Source organism: Massilia sp. DD77, from assembly GCF_036961685.1.
In the GTDB taxonomy this organism is placed as follows: Bacteria; Pseudomonadota; Gammaproteobacteria; order Burkholderiales; family Burkholderiaceae_D; genus Telluria.
This window is the reverse complement of the sequence record NZ_JBAMDH010000016.1, coordinates 109,906-136,026: the sequence shown is the minus strand read 5'-3', so window position 1 is coordinate 136,026 and position 26,121 is coordinate 109,906. Positions and strand designations below refer to the sequence as shown.

Here is a 26,121-nt window from a genome sequence, read left to right as displayed (position 1 = left end):
CGCTGCTCGGCCTGGGCCTGGGCGCCTTGCTGTCGCACTTCGGCATCGGCGGTGCGCTCGCCAGCGTGATCTCGTCGATCCTGATGATCGGTCTCCTGATCCTGGCCGTGATGTTCATCGTGCGCATGTTCCGCCGCAAGGACACGCCGGCCAATCCGGCCTTCGCCAAGGCCGGCTACGGTGCGGCCCAGCCTGTGCCGGCCGGCGCGGTGGCCACGCCGGAGATCGGTTCGGGCCTGAACAAGCCGGCTTTCCAGCCCGCGGCCTTCCAGCACCAGCAGCCGCAAGGCGGCTCGTCGCTGAACCAGGGCGGCGCCGGCCACAACCAGTGGGGTGTGCCGGGCGACTTCGACCAGGAAGCCTTCCTGCGCCAGGCCAAGTCGTCCTTCATCCGCCTGCAGGCGGCCTGGGACCGCGGCGACACCAACGACCTGCGCGAATTCACTTCACCGGAAGTCTTCGCCGAGCTGAAGATGCAGATCCAGGAACGCGGCGGCGTGGCCGACTACACCGACGTGGTGACGGTCGACGCCCAGCTGCTGGGCATCGAAGCCGGCGCCAGCGACTACCTGGCGAGCGTGCAGTTCAACGCCATGGTCCGCAGCGCCCCGAATGCGCCGGCCGAGCCGCTGGTCGAGGTGTGGAACCTGTCCAAGCCCCTGTCGGGCAATGGCGGATGGGTGCTGGCGGGTATCCAGCAGGTATCGTAAATTATTTTTAAGTAAAGCTTCCGTGCTGCCGGGTGTGAGCCCGGCAAACTGGTAAGATCGAGACCGCCCGCTTTCCGCCGGGCGGTTTTTTTTATTTAAGTAATTCTATGTTCCCCAGTTCTCCCCAACAGGCCTTGCTCATGCCTGCGCTTGCCGCGATCAACCACCTGCTGGCCCAGGAGGCCTGGGCGCGCGCCGCGCTGGCGCGCCATGCGGGCAAGGACGCCTGCATCGATACTGGCCACCTGCAGTTACGCATGCATGTGGCGGCCGACGGCATGCTGGAAGCGGGCCGCGAGGACGGGCAAAGCCCGGCCGGGGTGACGATCCGCGTCAAGCTGGCCGACCTGCCGCTGATCGCCCAGGACCGCACGCGCGCGCTGTCCTACGTGAAGATCGAGGGCGACGCGGAATTCGCGAACACGATTTCGCAGCTGGCCAACGGCCTGCGCTGGGATGCCGAGCACGACCTCGAGCGCGTGGTCGGACCGCTGGGCGCGCGCCGCCTGGCCGAAGGCGCACGCCAGGCCGGCCAGCTGGTGAGCGGCGCCGGCCGCCGCCTGGCCGAGAACCTGGCCGAGTTCCTGGCGGAAGAACGCCCGGTGCTGGTGCGCCCCGCGCTGCGCGAGGAATTCGCCGCCGAGGTGGTGCGCTTGCGCGACGACGTCGAGCGCGCCGCCAAGCGCATCGCCCGGCTCGAACAGCGCCTGGCCCAGCACACGCTGATCGACCCCAACTCGGACCTGACTTCGGACCGCCGATGATATTGAAATTCCTGCGCCTGCTGCGCATCCTCACCGTCTTCACGAAGTACGGACTCGACGAAATCGCCGTCTCCAGCATCAATGCGCCGCGCACCGCGCGCATGATGAGCACCTTCTTCTTCTGGCGCCGCATCACCTCGCCGCGCGCGATCCGCCTGCGCCAGGCGCTCGAGGAACTGGGCCCGATCTTCGTCAAGTTCGGCCAGGTGCTCTCGACCCGGCGCGACCTGATGCCGCAAGACATCGCCGACGAGCTGGCCCTGCTGCAGGACCGCGTGCCGCCCTTCGATTCCGACCTCGCCATCGCCCAGATCACGCGCTCGCTCGGCGCCCACCCGGAGCAGCTGTTCGCCCATTTCGAACGCGATCCGGTGGCCTCGGCCTCGATTGCCCAGGTCCACTTTGCGCGCCTGAAGAACGGCAAGGACGTGGCGGTCAAGGTGCTGCGTCCGGGCATGAAGAAACTGATCGACGAAGACATCGCCCTGATGCACATGGCCGCCAGCCTGATCGAGCGGGTGTGGGGCGAGGCGCGGCGCCTGAAGCCGCGCGAGGTCGTGGCCGAGTTCGACAAATACCTGCACGACGAACTCGACCTGATGCGCGAAGCCGCCAACGCCGCCCAGCTGCGCCGCAATTTCGCCGACTCGACCCTGCTGATGGTGCCCGAAATGTACTGGGACTATTGCTCCAGCAGCGTGATCGTGATGGAACGCATGCACGGCATCCCGGTGTCGCAGATCGACCGCCTGGCGGCCGCGGGCGTGGACCTGAAAAAACTGTCGAGCGACGGGGTCGAGATCTTCTTCACCCAGGTGTTCCGCGATGGCTTCTTCCACGCCGATATGCACCCGGGGAACATCCTGGTCTCGATCGAGAAGGAGACCTTCGGCCGCTATATCGCGCTCGACTTCGGCATCGTCGGCACCCTGAACGATTTCGACAAGGATTATTTGTCGCAGAACTTCCTGGCCTTCTTCCGCCGCGACTACAAACGTGTGGCCGAGGCCCACATCGAGTCCGGCTGGGCGCCGCCGAGCACCCGCGTCGACGAACTCGAGTCCGCGGTGCGGGCCTGCTGCGAGCCGATCTTCGACCGTCCGCTGAAGGACATTTCCTTCGGCCAGATCCTGCTGCGCCTGTTCCAGACCTCGCGCCGCTTCAACGTCGAGGTCCAGCCCCAGCTGGTGCTGCTGCAGAAGACCCTGCTCAATATCGAAGGCCTGGGACGCCAGCTCGACCCGGACCTGGACCTGTGGAAGACCGCCAAGCCTTATCTCGAGCGCTGGATGGCCGAGCAGGTCGGCTGGCAGGGCTTCGTCGAGCGCCTGCGCGCCGAAGCGCCGCGCTACGCGCACATCTTCCCGCAGTTCCCGCGCCTGCTGCACCAGGCCCTGGCGCGCGAGACCCATCCGCACCTGGCCAGTCCCAATGTCGCCCAGTCCGACATCCTGACGCTGGTCCTGATCGAGCAGCGCCGCACCAACCGGCTGCTCGGCTTGCTGGCCTTCGTGATCGGCGGGGCCGGTATCGGCGCGCTTGGGGTCTACCTGATGCGCCTGCATGGCGGCGCCTGATTTCCTCAGTCGCGACCCGCTCGCGCCCGGTTTCTGGGACGAGCGCTTCGCACGCGGATTCACGCCCTGGGACCGGGGCGCCGTGCCGGAAGCGCTGCGCCGCTTCGTGGCGGAGTGCGGCAAGCCGCTGGCGGTCCTGATTCCCGGCTGCGGCAGCGGCTACGAGCTGGCCTGGCTGATGGAGCAGGGCTGGGACGCGGCCGCGATCGACTTTTCGCCCGAGGCCGTGGCCCGCGCCCGGCGGGTGGCCGGGGAGTGGGGCGGACGCGTGGCCGAGGCGGATTTTTTTGCCTGGGAGCCAAAGCGGCCGCTCGGCATGGTCTACGAATGCGCCTTCCTGTGCGCGATGCCGCCCGCCATGTGGCCGCGCGTCGCGGCGCGCTGGGCCGAGTTGCTGCAGCCCGGCGGGGTGCTGGCGGGATTCTTCTATTTCGACGACAAGCCCAAGGGGCCGCCTTTCGGGATCGCCCGGACGCGGCTCGACGAGCTCTTGTCCGGACACTTCGAGTGCGTCGAGGACCGGGCGGTGGAGGAGTCGATTCCCGTGTTCGCGGGCAAGGAACGCTGGATGGTGTGGCGGCGCCAGTAGGCGCCGCGGCTGTCCGGGGCGTCCAGCCGACGGTAGCTCAGCGTAGGGTTGGCGGCTCCGCCGCCGGCGCGTTCGACCGGCCTGGCCTCATCGATGCGCGTCACATCATCTTGTGTCGGACGCGTCGGCGGGAAATCAGTCCACTGGACTAATTTCCCCGCCAACCCTACGGTGTGCACAGGTCCGGGGCGAACCACCAAAAGAAAAAGCCCGCTCGCGCGGGCTTTCAAATCAGTGTTCTTCTACGGATGGACGGCGGCGGACCGCGCCCGATCTTCTGTTTCTTTTTGACTGGGGCAGCAGAGCGGGCTCTGCTGCCAACATGCTTTAAAGAAAGATGCTATTAAATCAGCTCATCGATGCTTAAGCAAACGAAAGAGTTGTTGACGATGGTGAAAAACAACACCGTTTACCGCCCCCATTGCGTTCGGGGCGGCCCCATGGCAGGCCGGCGGGCAAAACCCGCCGTAAAAGCTTTATAATTCAGGGTTTTGAAGATTTTTGCGGAGTATCACATGCCGATTTACGCCTACCGCTGCGAAGAATGCGGTTTCAACAAAGATGTGCTGCAAAAAGTATCCGATCCGGTGCTGACCACCTGCCCCTCGTGCGGCAAGCCGGCCTTCAAGAAGCAAGTGACCGCCGCCGGCTTCCAGCTCAAGGGTTCGGGCTGGTACGTGACCGATTTTCGCGGGGGCACCCCGCCGGCCACCGGCGCGGCTCCAGCTCCGGGCGCGGCCGCTTCGGGCGATAGCGGCGCCGCCGCGCCCGCTGCGCCGGCCGCCACGCCGGCCACTGGCGGCGGCAAGAGCGACACCTGATTTGCCGCGGCCTGCGGGCCGCGGTCCAACAAGAACAAGAGAACACGATGCGCAAATATTTCCTGACCGGCTTGCTGGTCCTGGTACCCCTGGCGATCACCGCCTGGGTGCTGAGCCTGATCATCAGCACGCTGGACCAGTCGCTGCTGTTCGTGCCGGAAGCCTGGCAGCCGCGCCGCGTGTTCGGCGCCGACATTCCCGGCATCGGCGCGATCCTGACCCTGGCCATCGTCTTCCTGACCGGCCTGCTGACCAACAACCTGGTGGGCGGCTACGTGGTGCGCCTGGGCGACCGCCTGCTCAAGCGCATCCCGGTGGTCAGCTCGCTGTACGGCAGCGTCAAGCAGGTGTCGGACACCCTGTTCTCGTCCTCGGGCAACGCCTTCCGCACGCCGGTCCTGATTCCCTATCCGCACGCGGATTCCTATACGATCGCTTTCCTGACAGGGGTTCCGGGCGGCGACGTGAAGAACCACCTGGTGGGCGACTACGTGAGCGTGTACGTGCCGACCACCCCGAACCCGACCTCGGGCTTCTTCCTGATGATGGAACGCAGCAAGGTCGTGGAATTGAACATGACGGTGGATGCGGCGCTGAAGCACATCGTCTCGATGGGCGTCGTCGCTCCCGAATAAGCCTCAACAAGATCAGCAGAACAAAAGGGCTGCCCGGCGTTTCGACGATACCGGCGGCGCAAACCGAACCAACCAACCTGGAACGAAAACTATGTCCACCATGCGTACTCATTACTGCGGCCTCGTCACCGAGGAACTGCTGGGCCAAACCGTCAGCCTGTGCGGCTGGGTGCACCGCCGCCGTGACCACGGCGGTGTGATCTTCATCGACCTGCGCGACCGCGAAGGCCTGGTGCAGGTGGTCTGCCACCCGGACAACGCCGAGGTGTTCAAGGCCGCCGAGCACGTGCGCAACGAGTTCTGCCTGCGCATCACCGGCACCGTCGTCAACCGCCTGGAAGGCACGGCCAATGCCAACCTGAAGTCGGGCAAGATCGAGATCAACACCACCGCCCTGGAAGTGCTGAACGCCTCGGTGCCGGTGCCGTTCCAGCTGGACGACGACAACCTGTCGGAAACCACCCGCCTGACCCACCGCGTGCTCGACCTGCGCCGCCAGCAGATGCAGCACAACCTGCGCCTGCGCTACAAGGTCTCGATGGAAGTGCGCAAGTACCTGGACAACCTGGGCTTCATCGACATCGAAACCCCGATGCTGACCAAGTCGACCCCGGAAGGCGCGCGCGACTACCTGGTGCCTTCGCGCGTCAACGCCGGCAACTTCTTCGCGCTGCCGCAGTCGCCGCAGCTGTTCAAGCAGCTGCTGATGGTGGCCAACTTCGACCGCTACTACCAGATCACCAAGTGCTTCCGCGACGAAGACCTGCGCGCCGACCGCCAGCCGGAATTCACCCAGATCGACTGCGAAACCTCGTTCCTGACCGAGCAGGAAATCCGTGACCTGTTCGAGGACATGATGCGCGTCGTGTTCAAGAACGCGGCCGGCGTCGACCTGCCGAACCCGTTCCCGGTGATGGACTTCGCCGATGCGATGGGCAAGTACGGTTCGGACAAGCCGGACATGCGCGTCAAGCTGGAGTTCACCGAACTGACCGAGCTGATGAAGTCGGTCGAGTTCAAGGTCTTCAACAGCGCCGCGAACATGGCGGGCGGCCGCGTGGTCGGCATGCGCGTGCCGCAGGGCGCGTCGATGCCGCGTTCGGAAATCGATGCGTACACCCAGTTCGTGGCGATCTACGGCGCCAAGGGCCTGGCCTACATCAAGGTCAACGAGAAGGCCAAGGGCCGCGAAGGCCTGCAGTCGCCGATCGTCAAGAACATCTCGGACGAGGTGCTCACCCAGATCCTGGAACTGACGGGCGCCCAGGACGGCGACCTGATCTTCTTCGGCGCCGACAAGGCCAAGGTCGTCAACGACGCCATCGGCGCGCTGCGCGTGAAGATCGGCCACTCGGAATTCGGCAAGAAGGCCGGCCTGTTCGACGACGTCTGGGCCCCGCTGTGGGTGATCGACTTCCCGATGTTCGAGTACGACGAAGAGGGCGACCGCTGGAACGCGACCCACCACCCGTTCACCGCGCCGAAGGACGGCCATGAGGACATGCTCGAGACCAACCCGGGCGCCTGCATCGCCAAGGCCTACGACATGGTCTTGAACGGCTGGGAACTGGGCGGCGGCTCGATCCGTATCCACCGCGAGGAAGTGCAGAGCAAGGTGTTCCGCGCCCTCAAGATCGATGCGGAAGAAGCCCAGCTCAAGTTCGGCTTCCTGCTCGACGCGCTGCAGTACGGCGCGCCGCCGCACGGCGGCCTGGCCTTCGGCCTGGATCGCCTGATCACCCTGATGACCGGCTCCGAGTCGATCCGCGACGTGATCGCCTTCCCGAAGACCCAGCGCGCCCAGTGCCTGCTGACCAATGCGCCGTCGGAAGTCGACGAGAAGCAGCTCAAAGAGCTGCATATCCGCCTGCGCAACGAGCCGAAGGTCGCCTGACGCGCCAACGGATACGCGGCGGGACACCGCCGCGTATCCGTAGGGTGGACGGCTTTGCCGTCCACGCGTTCAACACGCGCCTGCATGGCCGCATTGCCCGCCCATGAAACCCCACAAGATCCCCGAATCGGTCCTGATCGTCATCCACACGTCCGCCATGGACGTGCTGCTGCTCGAACGCGCCGACCGTCCGGGTTTCTGGCAATCGGTGACGGGCTCGCTCGACACGCTTGATGAGCCGCTCCCGGCCACCGCCGCGCGCGAGCTGTTCGAGGAAACCGGCATCGTGGCCGACGGCGAGGCCATCCGCCTGGTCGACTGGCAGCTGTCCAACGTCTACGAGATCTACCCGGTCTGGCGGCACCGCTATGCGCCGGGCGTCACCCACAACACCGAGCACGTGTTCTCGGTCTGCGTTCCGCGCACCATTCCGGTCATCCTGAGTCCGCGCGAACACCTGCGCTACACCTGGCTGCCTTACCGCGAGGCCGCGGACAAATGTTTCTCTTCCTCTAATGCGGAAGCGATCCTGCACTTGCCCCGCTTCATTGTGCAATAACCTTTTGTCACAAATTGCCCCCACGCAGTGGGCTATTCCTGATTATTCTGTCAACGTACAGTACTGACTTCCCAAACGGAAACGAAAGTTTTCGATAAAAGAACGCTGGTTCGCTAAATTTTTTCTTCTGTGCGTTCACGCTCGTATGGCGCACTTTTGACCTCCTAAAAATCACAATTTTCACTCTAGAGGTGCATCGAACGCACCGGTTTCTGGCGTTTTAGTGACCAAAGGAAATTTGTTGTTTTTGGATATGCACCATAGATTAATCGTTTGACATACCCAAACCGGTAGAATATCGTCAACTCCTCGCCGAAAGGTGACAATTCGTTACAAATCTCTTGTCGAAAGAACTAGGAGGAACAATGGACAACTTCAAACTCGAGTGCGAGGAAAAGGTGAAGGAAATCAGCACCGGCGACGGCTGCATCTATGTCGACCTGCTGTGTGGCCTGCGCCTGATGGGTCCGCTGCTTTCCGCGGACGAGATCTCCGCTGCTAAACGCGTTCCCAAGCGCAGGATGATGGTGACCGGCCACGAAGCGCTCGTGGAGCAGGCACTCGCCTTTGGTTGAACCCTGAAAGAGCCTGCCGGCGCGGTACCCGCGCGCCGACAGGACCGCTGCACGATTGGGCCTGGTTGCGGAAAACCTGCTTCCGATCCGGGTAGAATGTTCCCATGAAAATTCGTGTAGCCACCTACAATATTCATAAAGGCGTGACATCCTTGCGCGCCACCCCTCGCGTGATCGCACTCAAGAAGGCGATCGCCGAATTCCACGCCGATATCGTCTTCCTGCAGGAGGTGCAGGGCCGGCACGACCGGTACCAGGCACGCTTCGGCATGGAAGAACGTGGCCACCGCCACTGGCCTGAAACCGCCCAGTACGAGTTCTTCAAGGGCGAGGCGCATCACAGCGCCTATGGAATGAACGCCGTGTACGACCACGGCCACCACGGCAATGCGCTGCTGTCGGCCTTCCCGATCGAGAATTCGCATAACCACGACGTCTCCGATCACGCCTACGAGCAGCGCGGCATCCTGCATTGCGTGCTGGAGACCCCGGCCGGCAAGGTGCATTGCTATGTGGTGCACCTGGGCCTGTTCGAGGGCAGCCGCGGGCGCCAGACGGCCGCGCTGATCGAGGCCGTCAATTCCTCGTCGGAGGGCGGTCCAGTGATCATCGCCGGCGACTTCAACGACTGGCGCAACACCCTCAGCGACCGCCTGCGCAATGCGCTCGGCGTGGCCGAGGTGTTCGACGAGCTCGGCCCGGTGTCGCCGCTGGGCGACATGGTGCGCAGCTGGGCCGGACGCCAGCCGCGCCTGGCGCCGGCGCGCACCTTCCCGGCCGCGCTGCCCTGGTTCCGCCTCGACCGGATCTATGTGCGCGGCTTCGCGGTGGACAACGCGCAGGTGATGCACGGCCCGCTGTGGGCCAAGCTGTCCGACCACGCGCCGATCGTGGCGGAACTCCAGCTCGCTTAGCAGGGCCATGCGTTCCCTTACCTATGTTGACAACAACGACGTCACCCTGCTCGAAAGCGGCACCGCTTATTTCCCGGCGCTGATCGCGGCCCTCGACGCCGCCCGCGGCGACATCCTGTTCGAAACCTATATCTTTGCCGAAGACGACACCGGCCGCGCCGTGCGCAACGCCCTGATCCGCGCCGCGCTGCGCGGGGTGAAGGTGAGGGTGCTGGTGGACTGGATCGGCACCGAGCACCGTCCCGCCTCGCGCCTGGGCGCCTTGTTCGCCGATGCGGGGGTGCAGTACCGCGTGTTCAATCCCTGGTGCCGGCGCGGCATCGCGCGCTCGCACCGCAAGATCGTGGTGGTCGACCGCGAGACCGCATTCGTGGGCGGCATCAACGTCAACGACGACTGGATCTGCGACCACCTCAAGGGCAAGCGCCTGCCGGCGCCGCGCTGGGATTTCTCGGTGCGGGTGCGCGGGCCGCTGGTGGCCCAGATCCACCGCGAGGCCCAGGCCCAGTGGATGCGGGTGGGCCAACTCAAGCTCAAGAACCGCATCGACCTGTTCCGCGAGATGCGCAGGCAGCCGCCGCAATCCTGCGAGCGGCCGGCGCGCGCCGCCTTCGTGGTGCGCGACAACCTTCGCAACCGCAGTACCATCCAGCGCGCCTACCTGCAGGCCCTGGGCCGCGCACGCCGCAGTGTACTGCTGGCCACCCCGTACTTCGCGCCCGGGCGCAAGTTCCGCAAGGCCCTGGCGCATGCGGCGCAGCGCGGGGTGGATGTGACGCTTTTGATCGGGGTGGGGGAGTTTCCGATCCAGGATGCGGTGGCGCATTCGTTTTATCCGAAGCTGCTGGGCGCCGGGGTCAAGGTGGTCGAGTACCGCAAGACCCAGTTGCATGCCAAAGTGGCGGTGGTGGACGACGACTGGGCCACGGTCGGGTCCAGCAATTGCGACGGGCTCTCGCTCTTCGTCAACCAGGAAGCCAACGTGGTGGTGAGCGACCCGGTGTTCGCCGCCGCCATGCGCGAGCACATCGAGCGCGGCATCGCCGACGGCACGCCGGTCTGTCCCGAGGAGTTCGCGCACATCGGCTGGTTCCGGCGTGCGAGCTATGGATTCGCCTATATGCTGTATAAACTGGCGATGCGGGTCTTCGCGATCGGCTATGCATGAATGAACGGAAGAATGATGGAAGACACGAACGTACGACTCGACAAATGGCTGTGGGCGGCGCGCTTCTTCAAGACGCGCTCGATGGCCACCGACGCCATCGACCGCGGCCGGGTGCGCATCGGCGGCGAGCCGGTCAAGCCTTCGCGCACGGTGAAGGTGAACGACAAGATCCTGGTCGACAACGGCTCGGACCGCTGGGAAGTGATCGTGGCCGCGATCTCCGGCTCGCGCGGACCGGCGCCGGTGGCGCGCACCCTGTACTTCGAAACCGACGAAAGCATCGCGCGGCGCGAGAACGACAAGGAGGCGCGCAGGCTGTATCCGGAGCCGAGTCTGGATATCAAGGGCAGGCCGACCAAGCGGGATCGCAGGGCGCTGGTGAAGGCGGGTGGGGATGGCAGCTGAGCTGGCGCTCGGCTCTTATTTCAGTTAGCCGAAAAACCGTCATACGCGCCACTGGCGCCTATGACTCACCGCGAAGGCGGGAACCCAAGTTCGTATCGCTGTCATGAACTCATGCATTAGCTCGAAGCACGCAAACTTGGGTCCCCGCCTTCGCGGGGATGACGTCTATGAGGCGCGGGCCGTCTCAAGCGCTTTTAATGCACATACGTGCTAATTCCCACCCCAAACGCCCAAAAAAGCGTTATCTTTATCCCTAAAATAACTATCCTCTGCCCCCGACGCCGTCAGGCCGGCAGGCCAGCCTCGACGGCGTGTCCAAAAACGTCGGCAGTTGTTTTGCATCAATAGAATTTCGCCTCTAAGTTCCCGTTTGACATTCCTCGTCTGATAGATAATAGTACGAGCGTTCGGATTTTTTTCGATGCAGAGGCCACTATCAGTACTTCATCCAAATTCATGCGCAAAGGCGAGCAGACACGGGCAGCGATCCTGGACGTGGCGCTCGAGCTCGCCAGCCGCAACGGCCTCGAAGGCCTGACCATCGGCCTGCTGGCCGACCGGATGAGCATGAGCAAATCCGGCGTGTTCGCCCACTTCGGTTCGCGCGAAGACCTGCAGCTGGAAGTGGTGAAGCTCTACCACCACCGCTTCGAGCAGGAAGTCTTCTACCCGAGTATCAAGGAGCCGCGCGGCCTGCCGCGCCTGGTGGCCATGTTCTCGCGCTGGATCAAGCGGGTGTCGGTGGAAATCGCCTCGGGCTGCATCTATATCAGCGGCGCCGTCGAGTATGACGACCGCCCGGGCCCGATCCGCGACGAGCTGGTGTCGATGGTGATGGCCTGGCAGAACGCGCTGCTGCGCTGCGTGAGGCAGTCCATCGAGGTAGGCCACCTGCGCTTCGACACCGACGCCGAGCAGCTGGTGTACGAAATGTACGGCATGATTCTGGCCCTGCACCACGACGCCCGCTTCCTGCGTGCGCCCGGCGCCGTCGAACGCGCCAAGGCGGGCTTCGACCGGCTGATCGACAATTACCGCAATCCCAACCAACAACCAGGCATCCAGGCGGCGTAACCCGCCGCCCGTCCAACATCTTTACCTTCGTCAGGAGAAAACCATGGGTCAGTACGTCGCGCCAATTCGGGATATGCAGTTCGTTCTGCACGAATTCCTCAACGTCACCGACGAATTCAAGAACCTTCCCGCCTACCAGGAGATCGATGCCGACATCATCAACCAGGTGCTGGAAGAAGGCGCGAAATTCACGCAGGAAGTGCTGTTCCCGCTGAACCACTCCGGCGACCGCGAAGGCTGCCACTACGATGCGGCCACCAAGACCGTGACCACCCCGAAGGGCTTCAAGGAAGCGTACAAGCAGTACGTCGAAGGCGGCTGGGCGGCGCTGGCCTGCGATCCGGAATACGGCGGCCAGGGCTTGCCGGTCACCCTGAACAACTCGTTCTACGAGATGCTGAATTCGGCCAACCAGGCCTGGACCATGTACCCGGGCCTGTCGCACGGCGCCTACGAGTGCCTGAAGGAACACGGCACCGACGAGCAGAAGAAGTTCTACCTGCCGAAGCTGGTCTCGGGCGAGTGGACCGGCACCATGTGCCTGACCGAAGCCCACTGCGGCACCGACCTGGGCCTGCTGCGCACCAAGGCCGAGCCGCAGGGCGACAACACCTACAAGATCACCGGCTCCAAGATCTTCATCTCGGCCGGCGAACATGACGTGTCGGAAAACATCGTCCACCTGGTGCTGGCACGCCTGCCGGACGCGCCGGAAGGCTCGAAGGGCATCTCCCTGTTCCTGGTGCCGAAGTTCCTGCCGAACGCCGACGGTTCGCTGGGCGCGCGCAACGGCATCTTCTGCGGCGCGATCGAAGAAAAGATGGGCATTCACGGCAACTCGACCTGCCAGATGAACCTGGACGGCGCGGTCGGCACCCTGATCGGCCAGCCGCACAAGGGCCTGCAGGCGATGTTCGTGTTCATGAACGCCGCCCGCCTGGGCGTCGGCATGCAGTCGCTGGGCCTGACCGAAGTCGCCTACCAGAACGCCCTGGCCTACGCCAAGGACCGCATCCAGATGCGCAGCCTGTCGGGCCCGAAGGCCCCGGACAAGCCGGCCGACCCGATCATCGTGCACCCGGACGTGCGCCGCATGCTGCTGACCGCCAAGGCCTACGCCGAAGGCGCGCGTGCCTTCTCGTCCTACATGGCGCTGCAGATCGACCGCGAGCTGAACCACCCGGACGAGGAAGTGCGCAAGGAAGCCGCCGACGAAGTCGCGCTGCTGACCCCGGTCATCAAGGCATTCATCACCGACAACGGCTGGATCGCCACCTCGGAAGCGATGCAGGTGTACGGCGGCCACGGCTACATCAGCGAGTGGGGCATGGAGCAGTACGTGCGCGACGCCCGCATCAACATGATCTACGAAGGCACCAATACCGTGCAGTCGCTCGACCTGCTGGGCCGTAAGATCCTGATGGACAACGGCGCCAAGCTGCGCAAGTTCGGCGAGAAGATCAAGGCCTTCGTGGAAGAGAACGGCCTGGACGAATCGCTGTCCGAGTTCATCACCCCGCTGGGCGAACTGGGCGACAAGGTCCAGAAGCTGACCATGGAAATCGGCATGAAGGCCTTCCAGAACCCGGACGAAGTGGGCGCCGCCGCCGTGCCTTACCTGCGCGTCGTGGGCCACCTGGTGTTCAGCTACTTCTTCGCGCAGATGGCGAAGATCGCGCTGGCCAAGAAGGATTCGGGCGACAAGTTCTACGAAGCCAAGCTGCACACCGCGCGCTTCTACTTCGCCCGCCTGTATCCGGAAACCGCGATGCTGATCCGCCAGGCGCGTTCGGGCTCGGCGAACCTGCTGGCCATGGACGCAGACCTGTTCTAAGCCTCATCACGCAAATACACCGTCGTTCCGGCGGAGGCCGGAACCCAAGTTTCGCGGCTCACCAACGAACTTAGGTTCCGGCCTTCGCCCGGACGACGGGCTAACTCTTAGGAATAAAGAATGTCCAATTTCATCGTCAAGAAAGTCGCCGTGCTGGGCGCCGGCGTGATGGGCGCGCAGATCGCTGCGCACTGCGTGAACGCCAAGGTCCCGGTCGTGCTGTTCGACCTGCCGGCCAAGGAAGGCCCGAAGAACGGCATCGTCCTGCGCGCCATCGACAACCTCAAGAAGCTGTCGCCGGCCCCGCTGGGCAACAAGGACGACGCGGCCCTGATCGAAGTCGCCAACTACGAGGACAACCTCGACGTGCTGGCGGGCTGCGACCTGATCATCGAAGCCATCGCCGAGCGCATGGACTGGAAGCACGACCTGTACAAGAAGGTCGCTCCGCACATCGGCGCCAACGCCATCTTCGCCTCGAACACCTCGGGCCTGTCGATCAACAAGCTGGCCGAAGGCTTCGGCGACGAGCTGAAGGCGCGCTTCTGCGGCGTGCACTTCTTCAACCCGCCGCGCTACATGCACCTGGTGGAACTGATCCCGACCGCCGCCACCAAGCCTGAAATCCTCGACCAGCTCGAGACCTTCCTGACCTCGACCCTGGGCAAGGGCGTGGTGCGTGCAAAAGACACGCCGAACTTCATCGCCAACCGTGTCGGCATCTTCGGCATGCTGGCCACCATCCACGAAGCCGAGAAGTTCGGCCTCTCCGTGGACGTGGTCGACGACCTGACCGGCGCCAAGCTGGGCCGCGCCAAATCCGGCACCTTCCGCACCGCCGACGTCGTGGGCCTGGACACCATGGGCCACGTGATCAAGACCATGCAGGACAACCTGCAGGACGACCCGTTCTTCAGCGTCTACAAGACTCCCGACGTGCTGGCCAAGCTGATCGAGAAGGGCGCCCTGGGCCAGAAGAGCGGCGGCGGCTTCTACAAGAAGGTCGGCAAGGAGATCCAGCGCCTGGACTTCGCCACCGGCGAATACGTGCCTGGTGGCGCCAAGGCCGCCGACATCGTCGCCCGCATCCTGAAGGAAAAGGACCCGGTCAAGAAATTCAAGGCCATGCGTGAATCGACCAACCCGCAGGCGCAGTTCCTGTGGGCGATCTTCCGCGACGCCTTCCACTACATCGCCATCCACCTCGACAGCATCGCCGACAACGCGCGCGACGTCGACTTCGCGATGCGCTGGGGCTTCGGCTGGAGCGTCGGTCCGTTCGAGACCTGGCAAGCGGCCGGCTGGACCCAGATCGCACAGTGGGTCAAGGAAGACATCGAGTCCGGCAAGGCGCTGACCGACGCACCCCTGCCTGCATGGGTGTTCGAAGGCCAGGTCGCCGAGAAGGGCGTGCACACCGCCGAAGGTTCGTACTCGGCTTCGAAGAACGCCTATGTGCCGGTGTCCGATCTGCCGGTGTATCAGCGCCAGCAGTTCCGCGCCCCGGTCCTGGGTTCGACCACGGCCGATCCGAAGACCTTTGGTACCACCGTGTTCGAGGACGAGTCGGTGCGCCTGTGGCACGCCGGCGACGAGGTGCTGGTCATCTCGCTCAAGACCAAGATGCACGTCATCGGCGAAGGCGTGGTGAAGGGCCTGCAGCGCGGCATGGAGGAAGCGGAGAAGGGCTACAAGGGCCTGGTGATCTGGAATACCGACGCGGCCGAAGGCGGCGCCTTCTCGGCCGGCGCCGACCTGCAGTCGGCCATGCCGGCCTTCATGATGGGCGGCGCCAAGGCGATGGACCCGATGGTCCGCGACCTGCAGAACGTCTTCATGCAGATGAAGTACTCGAACATCCCGGTGGTCGCCGCTGTCGCGGGCCTGGCGCTGGGCGGCGGCTGCGAGATGATGCTGCACGCGTCGAAGCGCGTGGCCTCGATCGAATCCTACATCGGCCTGGTGGAAGTGGGCGTGGGCCTGGTCCCGGCCGGCGGCGGCCTGAAGGAAGCGGCAGTACGCGCCTTCACCGAAGCCAAGGGTAACGACATCCTGCAATTCCTGAAGACCGGCTTCACCAACGCGGCCACCGCGCAGGTGTCGAAGTCGGCCCTGGAAGCGAAGGCCATGGGCTACCTGAAGGAAGACGACGTCATCGTCTTCAACCCGTACGAACTGCTGCACGTGGCGAAAGTCACCGCGCGCTCGATGTTCGACGCCGGCTACCGCGCTCCGGCGCGCCGCCCGATCACTGTCACCGGCCGCTACGGCTGGGCGACGATCCGCGGCCAGCTGGTCAACATGCGCGACGGCGGCTTCATCTCGGCCCACGACTTCAAGCTGGGCGACATGATCGCCGAGATCGTGAGCGGCGGCGACATCGACCAGGGCAGCGTGGTGTCCGAGCAGTGGCTGCTCGACATGGAGCGCAAGGCCTTCATCGAGCTGCTGGGCAACCCGAAAACCCAGGAACGCATCATGGGCATGATGCAGACCGGCAAACCGGTTCGTAACTAAGCCGCGGACAAACAGGACGACCAATCATGAGCAAACAACTTCAAGACGCATACATCGTCGCAGCGACCCGCACCCCGATCGGCAAGGCGCCCCGCGGCTTCTTCAACAAGACCCGCCCGGACGACCTGCTGGTGCACGCGATCCGCGGCGCCATGGCCGCCGTGCCGAACCTGGACCCGGCCCTGATCGTCGACGCCATCGTCGGCTGCTCGTTCCCGGAAGCGGAGCAGGGCTTCAACGTGGCGCGTAACGCGGTGGTGCTGGCAGGCCTGCCGAACACCGTCGGCGGCGTGACCGTCAACCGCTACTGCGCCTCGGGCATCACCGCCCTGGCCATGGCGGCCGACCGCATCCGCGTCGGCGAAGCCGACGTGATGATCGCCGGCGGCGTCGAATCGATGTCGATGGTCCCGATGATGGGCCACCACCCCTCCATTAATATGGAGACGTTCAGGGACGAGAACGTGGGCCTGGCCTATGGCATGGGCCTGACCGCCGAGAAGGTGGCCGAGCAGTGGAAGGTGTCGCGCGAAGACCAGGACGCCTTCGGCCTGGAATCGCACCGCCGCGCCATCGCAGCCCAGCAGGCCGGCCTGTTCAAGGACGAGATCACCCCGGTCGAGATCGTGACCCGCACCCCTGACCTGGCCACCGGCGAGATCAAGCTCAAGCGCCGCACCGTGGACCTGGACGAAGGCCCGCGCGCCGACGCCAGCCCGGAAGGCATGGCCAAGCTCAAGCCCGTGTTCGCCGCCAAGGGTTCCGTCACCGCCGCGACCTCGTCGCAGATGTCGGACGGCGCCGGTGCGCTGATCGTCGTCAGCGAGAAGATCCTGCGCGAGCACAACCTGACTCCGCTGGCCAAGTTCTCCTCGTTCGCCGTGCGCGGCGTGCCGCCGGAGATCATGGGCATCGGTCCGAAGGTCGCGATTCCGGCAGCGCTGGCCGCCGCCGGCATCACCCAGGACCAGCTGGACTGGATCGAGCTGAACGAAGCCTTCGCCGCCCAGGCGCTGGCCGTGATCCGCGACCTGAACCTGGACACCAGCAAGGTCAACCCGATGGGCGGCGCGATCGCCCTGGGCCACCCGCTGGGCGCGACCGGCGCCATCCGCGCCGCGACCGTCGTGCACGCACTGCGCCGCAATAACCTGAAGTACGGCATGGTGACGATGTGCGTCGGCGCCGGCATGGGCGCGGCTGGTATCATCGAGCGCGTTTAATTATCGATAGAGGCCGCACCAGCGTGTGCGTTGATGCGGCCGTCAACTATCACCGCGTGGGCGGGAAACCGCCCACCCTACAAATCATCGGTAGGGTGGGCGGGTTTCCCGCCCACGCGTTCATATAGAAACCGCTGACGGAACGTAGGGTGGGCGGGGCATTTCAGGCCAGTGGCCTGAAATGCGCCCACGCGTTCATCGAGCTTAAGAAGAATTGGAGACCCTGAAAACATGGACATGCTGATCAACAAGGCCGACGGCCTCTTGACCATCGAATTCAACCGCCTCGAGCGCAAGAACGCCATCACCGGCGCGATGTACCAGGCCATGGCCGACGCCCTGGTCGAGGCCGAGGGCGACACCGCGGTGCGCGCCATCCTCATCGCCGGCAAGCCGGAAATCTTCACCGCCGGTAACGACCTGGACGATTTCATGAAGAACTCGGCGCCGGTCCCCGGCGTGCCGGCCGAAAGCCGCCCGGTGTTCCAGTTCATGCGCGCGCTGTCCGGCTCGACCAAGCCGGTGGTGGCGGCCGTCGCCGGCGCCGCGATCGGCATCGGCACCACCCTGCTGATGCACTGCGACCTGGTGTACGCCGCCGACAACGCCAAGTTCTCGATGCCGTTCTCGCAGCTGGGCCTGTGCCCGGAATTCGCCTCCTCGCTGCTGCTGACCCAGCTGGCCGGCTATCCGCGCGCGGCCGAGAAGCTGCTGCTGGGCGAAGCCTTCGGCGCCCAGGAAGCGCTGGAAATGGGCCTGGTCTCGCGCGTGCTGCCGGCCGCCGAACTGCGCGCCTTCGCCGAACAGCAGGCCGCCAAGCTGGTGGCCCTGCCGGCCGCATCGATCCGCACCACCAAGGCGCTGATGAAGCGTCCGCGCACGGAACCGATCAACGCCGCCATCGCGGCCGAGAACGAGCGCTTCGCCGCCATGCTGCTGGCGCCGGAAGCCCGCGAAGCCTTTACCGCCTTCTTCCAGAAGCGCAAGCCGGACTTCAGCCAGTTCGACTGAACGGCGGGGCGGGGAGACCCGCCTGTCGGATGGCATGACCGGTGGACAAGCCCTGCGCCGCCCGGATAGCGTGCCTGGGCAGGGCTATTACGCCTGCCCGGCTATAATCGTCGCGCCTCCATTCGCGCACAACGACGATGTCCAGATCCCGTGTACTACTTGGCTTCCTGCTTGCCCCCGGCGCACCCGGAGTGCTGGCCGGCGTGGTTGCGGGCGTGCTGGGCAGCGAGCTGGCCGGCCTGGCCTTCATGCTGGCCTTCCTTGCCTACATCGCGGCCATCGTGATCGGCCTGCCCGCCTGGCTGTACGCCCGCACGCGCGGCTTGGCTGCGCTGAAGCGCGCCGCCGTGCTGACGGCCAATATCGGGCTTGCCGCCTACGTCCTGGTCGCGGGCTTCGTCACCCTGATGAACGCCCTGGCCTCGCCGTTTTATGCGGTCATGAACTTCCTGGCCGCCTTGCTGTGGCTCCTGGTGCCCATGCTGTATGCCGCAGCGGTGGTCTGGCTGTTCTGGCGCATCGCCCTGCGCGGCGTGGCGGAGCCTTTCGCCCGCTGAAGCGGCGCATTCAGGGCGGGGAGCCGGGCGGCCTCGTTTCGGACAGCACACCGATCACCGCCCGGCTGCCGCGGTGGGGCAGGTCGGCAGGATTGGCCGCGCGGTAGGAAGCGACCGTGGCCGCCGCTTCCGGGGTGCCGATGGCCAGCAGGGCGCTCACGGCTTCCGCCGCCAGCAGCGGCTGGGTGCCTTGCTGCTCCAGCATCCCGGCCAGTTTCTCGATCCCCGTTTCGTTCTTCTGCCGTCCGGCCGCGCGCATCGCGCGGATCGCCACGTCGCTGTTCGTGTCGTTCAGCAGCAGGGGCACGGTTTCCTGGGCCTGCGGATGGTCCATCCACCCCAGCAGCGCGACGGCATTGTTGCGCACCTTGGAACGCAGGCCGGGGTAGGTGCCGAGCGCCGCTTCGCACACGACGGTCACCGCTTCGTTGCCCCAGGTCTGGATGGTCTGGCCCGCGGTGGGCGGGATCTCGATGGCGTTCAGGATCTTCAGCACGCGTACTTCGTTTTCGGTAGGCATGGCTGCTACTCCTCAGTTTTGCAGGTCCGGCGCCAGGCACTGGGCGACGGCGGTGGGTACGGCGGTCTGGAACAGCGCCGCGGTCGGCAGCGGCGTGGTCTTGCCGTCCTCGAGGTTGCTGGCGCCGATGCGCGCCGGGTCGACCTGGCCCGGGTGGATCGCCATGCCGTCCGAGCTGTTCCAGAAGGGATACATCAGGAAGGCGTTGTCGTCTTCGTCGTCGTCGCAGGCGCGGTTGAAGAAGGTGCCGGGGCCTTCGCCCGCGCCGTCGCACTGGTGCCGCAGGCAGAGGGCGTGGCCGATCTCGTGCGCCGCCACCTGTTGCCAGTCCACCGGCCCGAGCGGCCCGCCTTCGTCGCCCATGAAGATGGGACCGCCGCCGAAGTAGGCGTAGGCCGTCGAGATGTCGACATCGCGCACGAAGAAGAAGTTGAGCGCCCCCGCCACCCCGGGGGCGGCGGTGAACAGGGCCTGGTCGACGGCCGTGCTGGTGCCGGGCCAGACGTTGGCATTGGTGTCGGTGGTGGTGACGGTGGCCACCGGCTGCACCAGCCGGAACACGATGCGCGCCTGGCCCCAGGGGACGTTGACGGAATGCACCGCGCCTTCGGCGAACAGGTTGGTGATCTCCGCCGCCGAGCGCGTGGTGCCGACACCCGCCGTGGCGCCGACCACGCGGAAGGCCGCGCAGCGCACCACGATGGTGTCGCTGATGCGCGCCACCCGTTCGTCGCGGCTGCGCCCGCCGTCCGGGTTCTGCACCACGATACGGCGCACCCCGCGCAAGGCGCCGAGGAAGCCGCCGGGAATCTGGATATTGATCGCGGTGCGCGTCACGCCGACCACGGGCAAGGCGAAAGGCGTGGCCGGCGAGGTCGAGCGGTCTTCGGCGATCACCTGCAGGCCGGGACGGAAGGCCAGGCCGGTGAGCGTGACGTTCTGGTTCTCGACAAAGCGCGTGCCGGGTGCGATGGCGTCGAGCTTGGGCAGCACGCGCAGCATCGCGCGGTTGCTGCGCCGGCCGGTGACGCCAGGGGGGCGGATCACGACCGGGTGGTAGCCGCCTTCGGCATCTAGCGGAACGGTGAAGGAGGCTTGCGTGCTGCTGGTCACCGGCGCCAGGTTGACGCCGTCGAAGTAGACGCGGTCGATCGCCGGGTCGAAATGCATGCCGGTGATCTGCACCGTCTGCCCGGGCTCGGCGTCGTAGACGTCGAGCGTGAGGATGTGCGGGTTGTTGAAGGCCTGCTGCCATTGCTCGGGGGTGATGGGCAGGATCTGGATGGCGTCTTCCAGGATGGGCGGACCGGCATCCCCCTTGAAGCCCAGCGAGCCCGCCGCGCCGCCGGCGCCGTCCGCTCCGCGCCGCTCGGGCATCTCGTCGCACCAGGTCTCGCAGTCCGCGGTCCCGGCCGGACCACCGATGCCGCCGCCGCCGGGATTACCTTCGGCTCCGCCTTCGCCGCCTTCGCCCGGCTTGACGTCGATGGGAGGAGGGGCCGCCGCCATCACGGCAATGCCGGACGGGGTGGTGAGCACCGTGATGCGCCCACCCGCGCCGCCGCGCCCGCCCTTGCCGCCGCGGCCGCCGTCGCCGCCCTGGCCGCCCCTGCCGCCGAAGCCGACGTCGCGGCAGCAGCCGCCGAAGAAGGTGCCGTCGGCGCGCTCGCCCTGGGCGCCGTCGCCGCCGCGTCCGCCATCCTGGCCGCGCCCGCCGTCACCGCCTTTCTGGCCGTTCAGTTCGATGCGCGGCAAGTTGCCGGTGGCGTTGAGCAGGTACATGGTGACGGTCGGCCCGGCGCTCACCGCATCGGCCCCGCCGTTCTTGGACGGGTGGGGCGCGCCGTCGCCGTCGCCGCCGTCCTGCCCGGCCGCGCCGGCCGAGGTCCCGTTGCCGCCGCTGGGCGCGGGATTGGGCCAGTAGGCATGGGCGCCGGGCAGCGCCGGCAGTTCCCACGAAATGCGGGTGGCGCCGTCGTGCAGGATCGATCCGGCGATCACGACCAGTTCGCGCACCTCCTTGCCGATGATGACCTGCTGTCCGCGGATGTCCCAGGAGCCGGCCAGGATGACGGCGGTGTCGTGCAGGACGTCGTTGGGTTCGTAGTACAGGACGGTGTTGGACAGCAGCTCGGAGAACGCATAGTGCGTCAGCGGCGGAATAGTGGTGGGCGGCTGCACCACGGGCGCGACGTAGGCGCCGGTGCGCAGGATGCGCATCGGGTCGAGGCGGAAGCGCCCGAGGTCGTTGATGCTGCAGACGCCGGCGGCCGTCATGAAGCTGCGCGCGCGGTCGAGCCACATGTCGATGTTCTCGGGCGCCATGATGGCGTCCGGCACCGAGGCGCCCAGCCCCGGATTGCGCGCGGCCAGTCCGCGCAGGATACTTTCGATCTGTTCCTTGACCGTCGGGAACAGGTGGTGGAAGCCGTGCACCAGGCGGTCGGCGGGAAGCCGCGTGTGGACGATGCCGGTCAGGGCGCCGCCGGAGAGATTGGTCAGGCTGAGCTGGAACCGGCCGCCCGCGGCGATATCCTCGGGCCGTACCGACAGCGTGACCCGCTCGCTGCCGTTCACCTTGCGCCGCTCGGTGCCCTGGGGACCCTGGATCAGCAGTTCGCCCTGCTTGCCGGGCCCGAGGTCGACCATGAATTCGGCCTCGCCGGCGGAGCGCGGCGCGATATCGCGGGCATAGGTGGCGCCCTGGGCCAGGCGGATTTCGGCGCGGTCCTCGCCGGCGGTGCGGCGGGCGCCCAGTATGGTGCGTGCGGCGTTGACCGCTTCGCCGATCATCCTGCTGTGTACCGGCATCGGCCGCCGCCGCTGGACATGGTCCGATTCGCCCGTGTTATTGCGTTCATTGCGTTCATTGCGCTCATCGCGCTCATTGCGTTCATTGCGCGCCAGCAGGCGGTGGAACAGGTCTTCGGGCTCGGCCGCGGCCAGCTCCTCGAGCGAGTGGATGCCGATCTCGGGCAGGATGCGCGCCACGCCCGCATAGGGCAGGGGCAGGCCGTCGAAGCGCCAGTCGGGCGGGTCGGGGTCGACGATGGGCCCCGGGGCGAACGCCAGCACGGGTATGTCGAGCACGTCGAACAGGTCGGCGACATCGTTCACGTCGCTGTCGTAGCAGGAGCGGGCGTCGTCGGCGATCAGGTCCCAATGGATGGCGCCGTGGGGAACCAGATCGAGCTCGACGAAGCCCTTGCTGACCTTCGCCTTGGTGTCGACCACCAGCTTCCCGGTGCGCAAATCGGTGCCGCGCACCCGCAGCTCGCGCGCCCGCGTTCCGCGCACGCCGAACCTGACCGTGGAGCGGCCCCTCAGTGCGGAACCGTCGAGCCGGGCGGCCGCGCGCGTGACGTCGCCTTCGCGCACGGCCAGCCGCATGACCCCGCGGCCGTCGCCGGACGAAGCCGCCCTGAGCTCATACTCGCCGGCCGGCAGGCCGCCGCGGCGGAAACGCCGGGTGACGGGATCGATCGGGACCTGGAGATTGCCGTCCGGTCCCGCGAGCAGGACGGAACCGGTCTTCACCTGCCTGCCTTCCGGATCTTCGAGCCGGATGTCGACCGCGCCCTGGCCGGCCCCGAAGGCCAGCCGCGGGAGGTCTTTCAAGCCCGCGTGCAGCTGCTCGACCAGGCGCGGCGACACCTCGCGCGTGGGCACGACGGCGCGCACCGGCACCTGGCCCGGCGGCGCGATGGTGATCTCGCTCAGCGCCTCGGGTGGATCGTACATCTGCGCCCGCGCCATTGCCTGGGGCGTATGCAGTGGGCGCACGTAGCGTTTGCCCGGCTTGCCCGGTCCGGGAGGGCGGCCGGCGCCGCCGCCCGGCCCGCCGTTGCCACCCCCGCCCCCGTGTCCGTCCCCGTGTCCGTCCCCATCGTCGCACCCGCATCCGCGTTTGTCCGAATCCTCAGCCATGGTTCTCTCCCGAAGATACTGCCTTCCAAACCACTGCATACGTCCTGCTTACCAGGTAGTGGAGTGACTCCCTCGGCTGGAAGTTGCGATTGGGGCGGCATGGCGCTTGAACTAGCGCAAAGGACCAAGCCTCCGCCCGGGACCGCGGCCGTGGGAGAAGCGGGCCCGGCAGTCCAGTGTAGTACACTGGCCAGGCATTTCAATCCGCGTTTTTCAATTGATGTTCGCCATGCCGACACCACCCCCCGCACCCGCCGCGGCGCGGTCCGCGCCGCCGGCCACGGTGATGCAGATCCTGTTCTCCGTCGCCTTCGTGCACCTGCTGAACGACTGCGTGCAGGCCGTGCTGCCCGCCATCTATCCGCTGCTCAAGGAGGATTTCGCACTCAGCTTCACGCAGATCGGCCTGATCACGCTGACCTTCCAGTGCACCGCATCGCTGCTGCAGCCCTGGATCGGCCTGTACACCGACAAGCGGCCGATCCCTTTCCTGCTGCCGCTCGGCATGTGCGTGACCCTGGGCGGCGTGGCGCTGCTGGCCGCGGCGGGCAGCTACGGCTTGCTGCTGCTGGCGGCGGGCATGATCGGCGTCGGCTCCTCGACCTTCCATCCCGAGGCCTCGCGCGTTGCGCGGCTGGCGTCGGGCGGGCGTTTCGGTTTTGCGCAGTCGCTGTTCCAGGTCGGCGGCAATCTCGGTTCCGCCTTCGGCCCGCTGCTGGCCGCCGCCATCATCATCGGGCGCGGGCAGGGGAAGATCGCCTGGCTGATGCTGCTCGTGCTGCTGGCCGTGGCGGTGCTGGTGTTCGTCAGCCGCTGGTATGCGGGCCACCTGCGCAGCGCGACGCGCAAGATCGCCGTCCATGCCGGCCCCGGGATGTCGCGCGGGCGCGTGCTGTGGGCGCTGGCGGTGCTGGCCATGCTGGTGTTCTCGAAATACATCTACATGTCCAGCCTATCGAGCTACTACACCTTCTTTCTGATCGAGAAGTTTCATGTCACGGTCGAGTCGGCGCAGATGTACCTGTTCCTGTTTCTCGCGGCGGTGGCCGCCGGCACCTTCGCGGGCGGTCCGATCGGAGACCGCATCGGCCGCAAGCGCGTGATCTGGTTCTCGATCCTGGGCGCGGCGCCGTTCGCACTGGCGCTGCCGTACGCGGACCTGTTCTGGACCGCCGTCCTGTCGGTGATCATCGGCTTGGTCATGTCCTCCGCCTTCTCGGCCATCGTCGTGTTCGCGCAGGAACTGGTGCCGGACAAGGTGGGCATGATCGCCGGCCTGTTCTTCGGCCTGATGTTCGGCATCAGCGGCATCGGCGCGGCGGCCATGGGCGCGATCGCCGACAGCGCGGGCATCGAACAGGTCTACCGCTTTGCGTCCTTCCTGCCGCTGCTGGGCATCCTGGCGGTGCTGTTGCCGCGCATGGACGCGGCCCGGCGCTGACGCCGTTCTCGCAAGGAGCATGCCATGGCCTACCAGTCCACACTCGCATTCTCCACATCGGGACGCGGCACGCGCGACATCACGGACGCCGTGGCCCGGGTCGTCCAGCAGTCGGGCGTGCAAACGGGGATCGCGCACGTCTTCGTCCAGCACACCAGCTGCTCGCTGACGATCACCGAGAACGCCGATCCCGACGTGCGGCGCGACCTGGAAACCATCATCGCGCGCCTCGCCCCCGACGGCGACCGTGCCTACCGCCACGACGCCGAGGGCCCGGACGACATGGCCGCGCACGCGCGCACCATGCTCACCGACACCGCCCTGACGGTGCCCATCGGCGGCGGACGCCTGCTGCTCGGCACCTGGCAGGGCATCTACCTGTGGGAGCACCGGACCGCGCCGCACCGGCGCCAGGTCGTCGTCACCGTCATCGGCTGATCCACCAGCCCGTCACCAGGAGAACCGCATGCGCATCACCGCCCTGATCGACAACTCTCCCGCGGCGCACCGCGCCGCCGTCGCCACCGATAGCGCGCAACAGGTGCTGGACGTGCCCGGCAAGCCGGGCGGCGGCTCCGCCGTGAACGGCGGCGAATTCCTGATGCTGGCGCTGGCCACCTGCTACTGCAACGACCTGTATCGCGAAGCGCGCGGCCTCGGCATCGCGCTCGATGGCGTGCAGGTCGAGGCGAGCGCGGATTTCCCCGGCGTCGGCCTGGCCGCCACCAACATCCGCTACCGCGCCACCGTGCAGTCGCCTGCCGCGCCGGAGGATATCGCCCGGCTGCTCGCGCACACCGATGCGGTCGCCGAAGTCCATAACACCCTCCGCGCCGGATGCGCAGTCACGCTGGATGACTGACCTATAATGGTCCGGCCCATACTCATCCAGCCGAGCCGACATGTCCGCCATTGCGATCCGCCCCGCCACGATAGACGACGCCGAGGCCATCTGCGCCATCTACAACCCCTACATCGCCGCCACCACGATCAGTTTCGAGGAGCAGCCGGTGACGGCGGACGAGATGGCGCAGCGCGTCGCGGACGTCCATGCCGCCGGGCTGCCATGGCTGCTAGCCATGGACGGCGAGCGCCTGCTGGGCTATGCCTACGCCACCAGGTGGCGCGCGCGTCCGGCCTACCGGACCTCGGTGGAGAGCACGGTCTACCTCGACCGCGACGCCTGCGGGCGCGGCGTGGGCGGCTTGCTGTACCGCGCCCTGCTCGAGGAATTGCACACGCGCGAGGTACACATGGTGATCGGCGGGATCGCCCAGCCGAACGAGCGCAGCGTGGCGCTGCACGAGAAGCTGGGGTTCCGGAAGGTGGCCCACTTCAGCGAAGTGGGACGCAAGTTCGGACGCTGGGTCGACGTCGGCTACTGGGAGCTGAAGCTGCGGGAGTGA

General features: G+C 66.3%; 24 protein-coding genes. 22 read left to right on the top strand and 2 right to left on the bottom strand.

All coding sequences use genetic code 11. The features are described from left to right. The 18 genes from V7778_RS11685 to V7778_RS11600 all read left to right on the top strand — a co-directional run. The coding region (locus V7778_RS11685; RefSeq protein ID WP_335555345.1) for a Tim44 domain-containing protein at positions 1 to 710 on the top strand (710 nt) is incomplete at its 5' end. 140 nt (positions 711 to 850) lie between these two features. Further along, positions 851 to 1,474 (top strand): ubiquinone biosynthesis accessory factor UbiJ, encoded by a 624-nt coding sequence (locus V7778_RS11680; protein WP_335555343.1) that lies wholly within the window; start codon positions 851 to 853, stop codon positions 1,472 to 1,474. After that, a complete protein-coding gene (gene ubiB / locus V7778_RS11675) occupies positions 1,471 to 3,051 on the top strand; it encodes a ubiquinone biosynthesis regulatory protein kinase UbiB (protein ID WP_335555341.1) in 1,581 nt (526 codons plus the stop codon). Before V7778_RS11680 ends, ubiB begins: the two co-directional genes overlap by 4 nt. Next, positions 3,038 to 3,640, top strand: a complete 603-nt coding sequence (locus V7778_RS11670) for a methyltransferase domain-containing protein (RefSeq protein WP_335555339.1) — start codon at positions 3,038 to 3,040, stop codon at positions 3,638 to 3,640. The genes ubiB and V7778_RS11670 overlap by 14 nt, the downstream gene beginning before the upstream one ends. Before the next feature lie 515 nt (positions 3,641 to 4,155). Then, a complete protein-coding gene (locus V7778_RS11665) occupies positions 4,156 to 4,461 on the top strand; it encodes an FmdB family zinc ribbon protein (RefSeq protein WP_335555336.1) in 306 nt (101 codons plus the stop codon). Between the two features lie 47 nt (positions 4,462 to 4,508). Next, positions 4,509 to 5,096, top strand: a complete 588-nt coding sequence (locus V7778_RS11660; protein WP_211522440.1) for a DUF502 domain-containing protein — start codon at positions 4,509 to 4,511, stop codon at positions 5,094 to 5,096. Positions 5,097 to 5,196: 100 nt separating this feature from the next. Beyond that, a complete protein-coding gene (gene aspS / locus V7778_RS11655; protein WP_335555333.1) occupies positions 5,197 to 6,990 on the top strand; it encodes an aspartate--tRNA ligase in 1,794 nt (597 codons plus the stop codon). 103 nt (positions 6,991 to 7,093) lie between these two features. Then, positions 7,094 to 7,549, top strand: coding sequence for a dihydroneopterin triphosphate diphosphatase (gene nudB, locus V7778_RS11650; RefSeq protein ID WP_335555330.1), 456 nt, complete (start codon positions 7,094 to 7,096; stop codon positions 7,547 to 7,549). 365 nt (positions 7,550 to 7,914) lie between these two features. Next, positions 7,915 to 8,124, top strand: coding sequence for a hypothetical protein (locus tag V7778_RS11645; protein WP_335555327.1), 210 nt, complete (start codon positions 7,915 to 7,917; stop codon positions 8,122 to 8,124). Between the two features lie 104 nt (positions 8,125 to 8,228). Continuing rightward, positions 8,229 to 9,038, top strand: coding sequence for an endonuclease/exonuclease/phosphatase family protein (locus tag V7778_RS11640; RefSeq protein ID WP_335555325.1), 810 nt, complete (start codon positions 8,229 to 8,231; stop codon positions 9,036 to 9,038). A gap of 7 nt (positions 9,039 to 9,045) precedes the next feature. After that, positions 9,046 to 10,206 (top strand): cardiolipin synthase ClsB, encoded by a 1,161-nt coding sequence (clsB, locus tag V7778_RS11635; protein WP_335555323.1) that lies wholly within the window; start codon positions 9,046 to 9,048, stop codon positions 10,204 to 10,206. A 15-nt stretch (positions 10,207 to 10,221) separates the two neighbouring features. Beyond that, positions 10,222 to 10,611, top strand: a complete 390-nt coding sequence (locus V7778_RS11630; protein WP_335555358.1) for an RNA-binding S4 domain-containing protein — start codon at positions 10,222 to 10,224, stop codon at positions 10,609 to 10,611. A gap of 456 nt (positions 10,612 to 11,067) precedes the next feature. After that, a complete protein-coding gene (locus V7778_RS11625; protein WP_335555321.1) occupies positions 11,068 to 11,685 on the top strand; it encodes a TetR/AcrR family transcriptional regulator in 618 nt (205 codons plus the stop codon). 43 nt (positions 11,686 to 11,728) lie between these two features. Then, on the top strand, positions 11,729 to 13,519 hold the full coding sequence (locus V7778_RS11620) for an acyl-CoA dehydrogenase C-terminal domain-containing protein (protein WP_335555319.1): 1,791 nt from the start codon (positions 11,729 to 11,731) through the stop codon (positions 13,517 to 13,519). 120 nt (positions 13,520 to 13,639) lie between these two features. Beyond that, a complete protein-coding gene (locus V7778_RS11615; protein WP_335555317.1) occupies positions 13,640 to 16,036 on the top strand; it encodes a 3-hydroxyacyl-CoA dehydrogenase/enoyl-CoA hydratase family protein in 2,397 nt (798 codons plus the stop codon). 26 nt (positions 16,037 to 16,062) lie between these two features. Further along, positions 16,063 to 17,259 carry an acetyl-CoA C-acyltransferase gene (locus tag V7778_RS11610; protein ID WP_335555315.1) on the top strand — a complete coding sequence of 399 codons (1,197 nt, stop codon included), beginning with the start codon at positions 16,063 to 16,065 and terminating at the stop codon, positions 17,257 to 17,259. A gap of 231 nt (positions 17,260 to 17,490) precedes the next feature. Beyond that, entirely contained in the window at positions 17,491 to 18,270 is a 780-nt protein-coding gene (locus V7778_RS11605) for an enoyl-CoA hydratase (RefSeq protein ID WP_335555313.1), read from the top strand. Between the two features lie 137 nt (positions 18,271 to 18,407). Beyond that, positions 18,408 to 18,827 carry a hypothetical protein gene (locus tag V7778_RS11600; RefSeq protein ID WP_335555311.1) on the top strand — a complete coding sequence of 140 codons (420 nt, stop codon included), beginning with the start codon at positions 18,408 to 18,410 and terminating at the stop codon, positions 18,825 to 18,827. Positions 18,828 to 18,837: 10 nt separating this feature from the next. On the opposite strand, the gene V7778_RS11595 is transcribed toward V7778_RS11600, so the two are convergent. After that, positions 18,838 to 19,347: a HEAT repeat domain-containing protein gene (locus V7778_RS11595; protein ID WP_335555310.1), complete on the bottom strand. Its 510-nt coding sequence runs from the start codon at positions 19,345 to 19,347 to the stop codon at positions 18,838 to 18,840. A 12-nt stretch (positions 19,348 to 19,359) separates the two neighbouring features. Further along, positions 19,360 to 23,130, bottom strand: coding sequence for a hypothetical protein (locus V7778_RS11590; RefSeq protein ID WP_335555307.1), 3,771 nt, complete (start codon positions 23,128 to 23,130; stop codon positions 19,360 to 19,362). 373 nt (positions 23,131 to 23,503) lie between these two features. Between V7778_RS11590 and V7778_RS11585 the strand changes: the two genes are divergently transcribed. The 4 genes from V7778_RS11585 to V7778_RS11570 are packed head-to-tail and all read left to right on the top strand — an operon-like array spanning position 23,504 to position 26,121. Continuing rightward, entirely contained in the window at positions 23,504 to 24,715 is a 1,212-nt protein-coding gene (locus V7778_RS11585; protein ID WP_442920718.1) for an MFS transporter, read from the top strand. A 24-nt stretch (positions 24,716 to 24,739) separates the two neighbouring features. Then, positions 24,740 to 25,153 carry a secondary thiamine-phosphate synthase enzyme YjbQ gene (locus V7778_RS11580; RefSeq protein WP_335555305.1) on the top strand — a complete coding sequence of 138 codons (414 nt, stop codon included), beginning with the start codon at positions 24,740 to 24,742 and terminating at the stop codon, positions 25,151 to 25,153. A gap of 28 nt (positions 25,154 to 25,181) precedes the next feature. Beyond that, positions 25,182 to 25,577, top strand: coding sequence for an OsmC family protein (locus V7778_RS11575; RefSeq protein ID WP_335555303.1), 396 nt, complete (start codon positions 25,182 to 25,184; stop codon positions 25,575 to 25,577). Between the two features lie 40 nt (positions 25,578 to 25,617). After that, entirely contained in the window at positions 25,618 to 26,121 is a 504-nt protein-coding gene (locus tag V7778_RS11570; protein ID WP_335555302.1) for an arsinothricin resistance N-acetyltransferase ArsN1 family B, read from the top strand.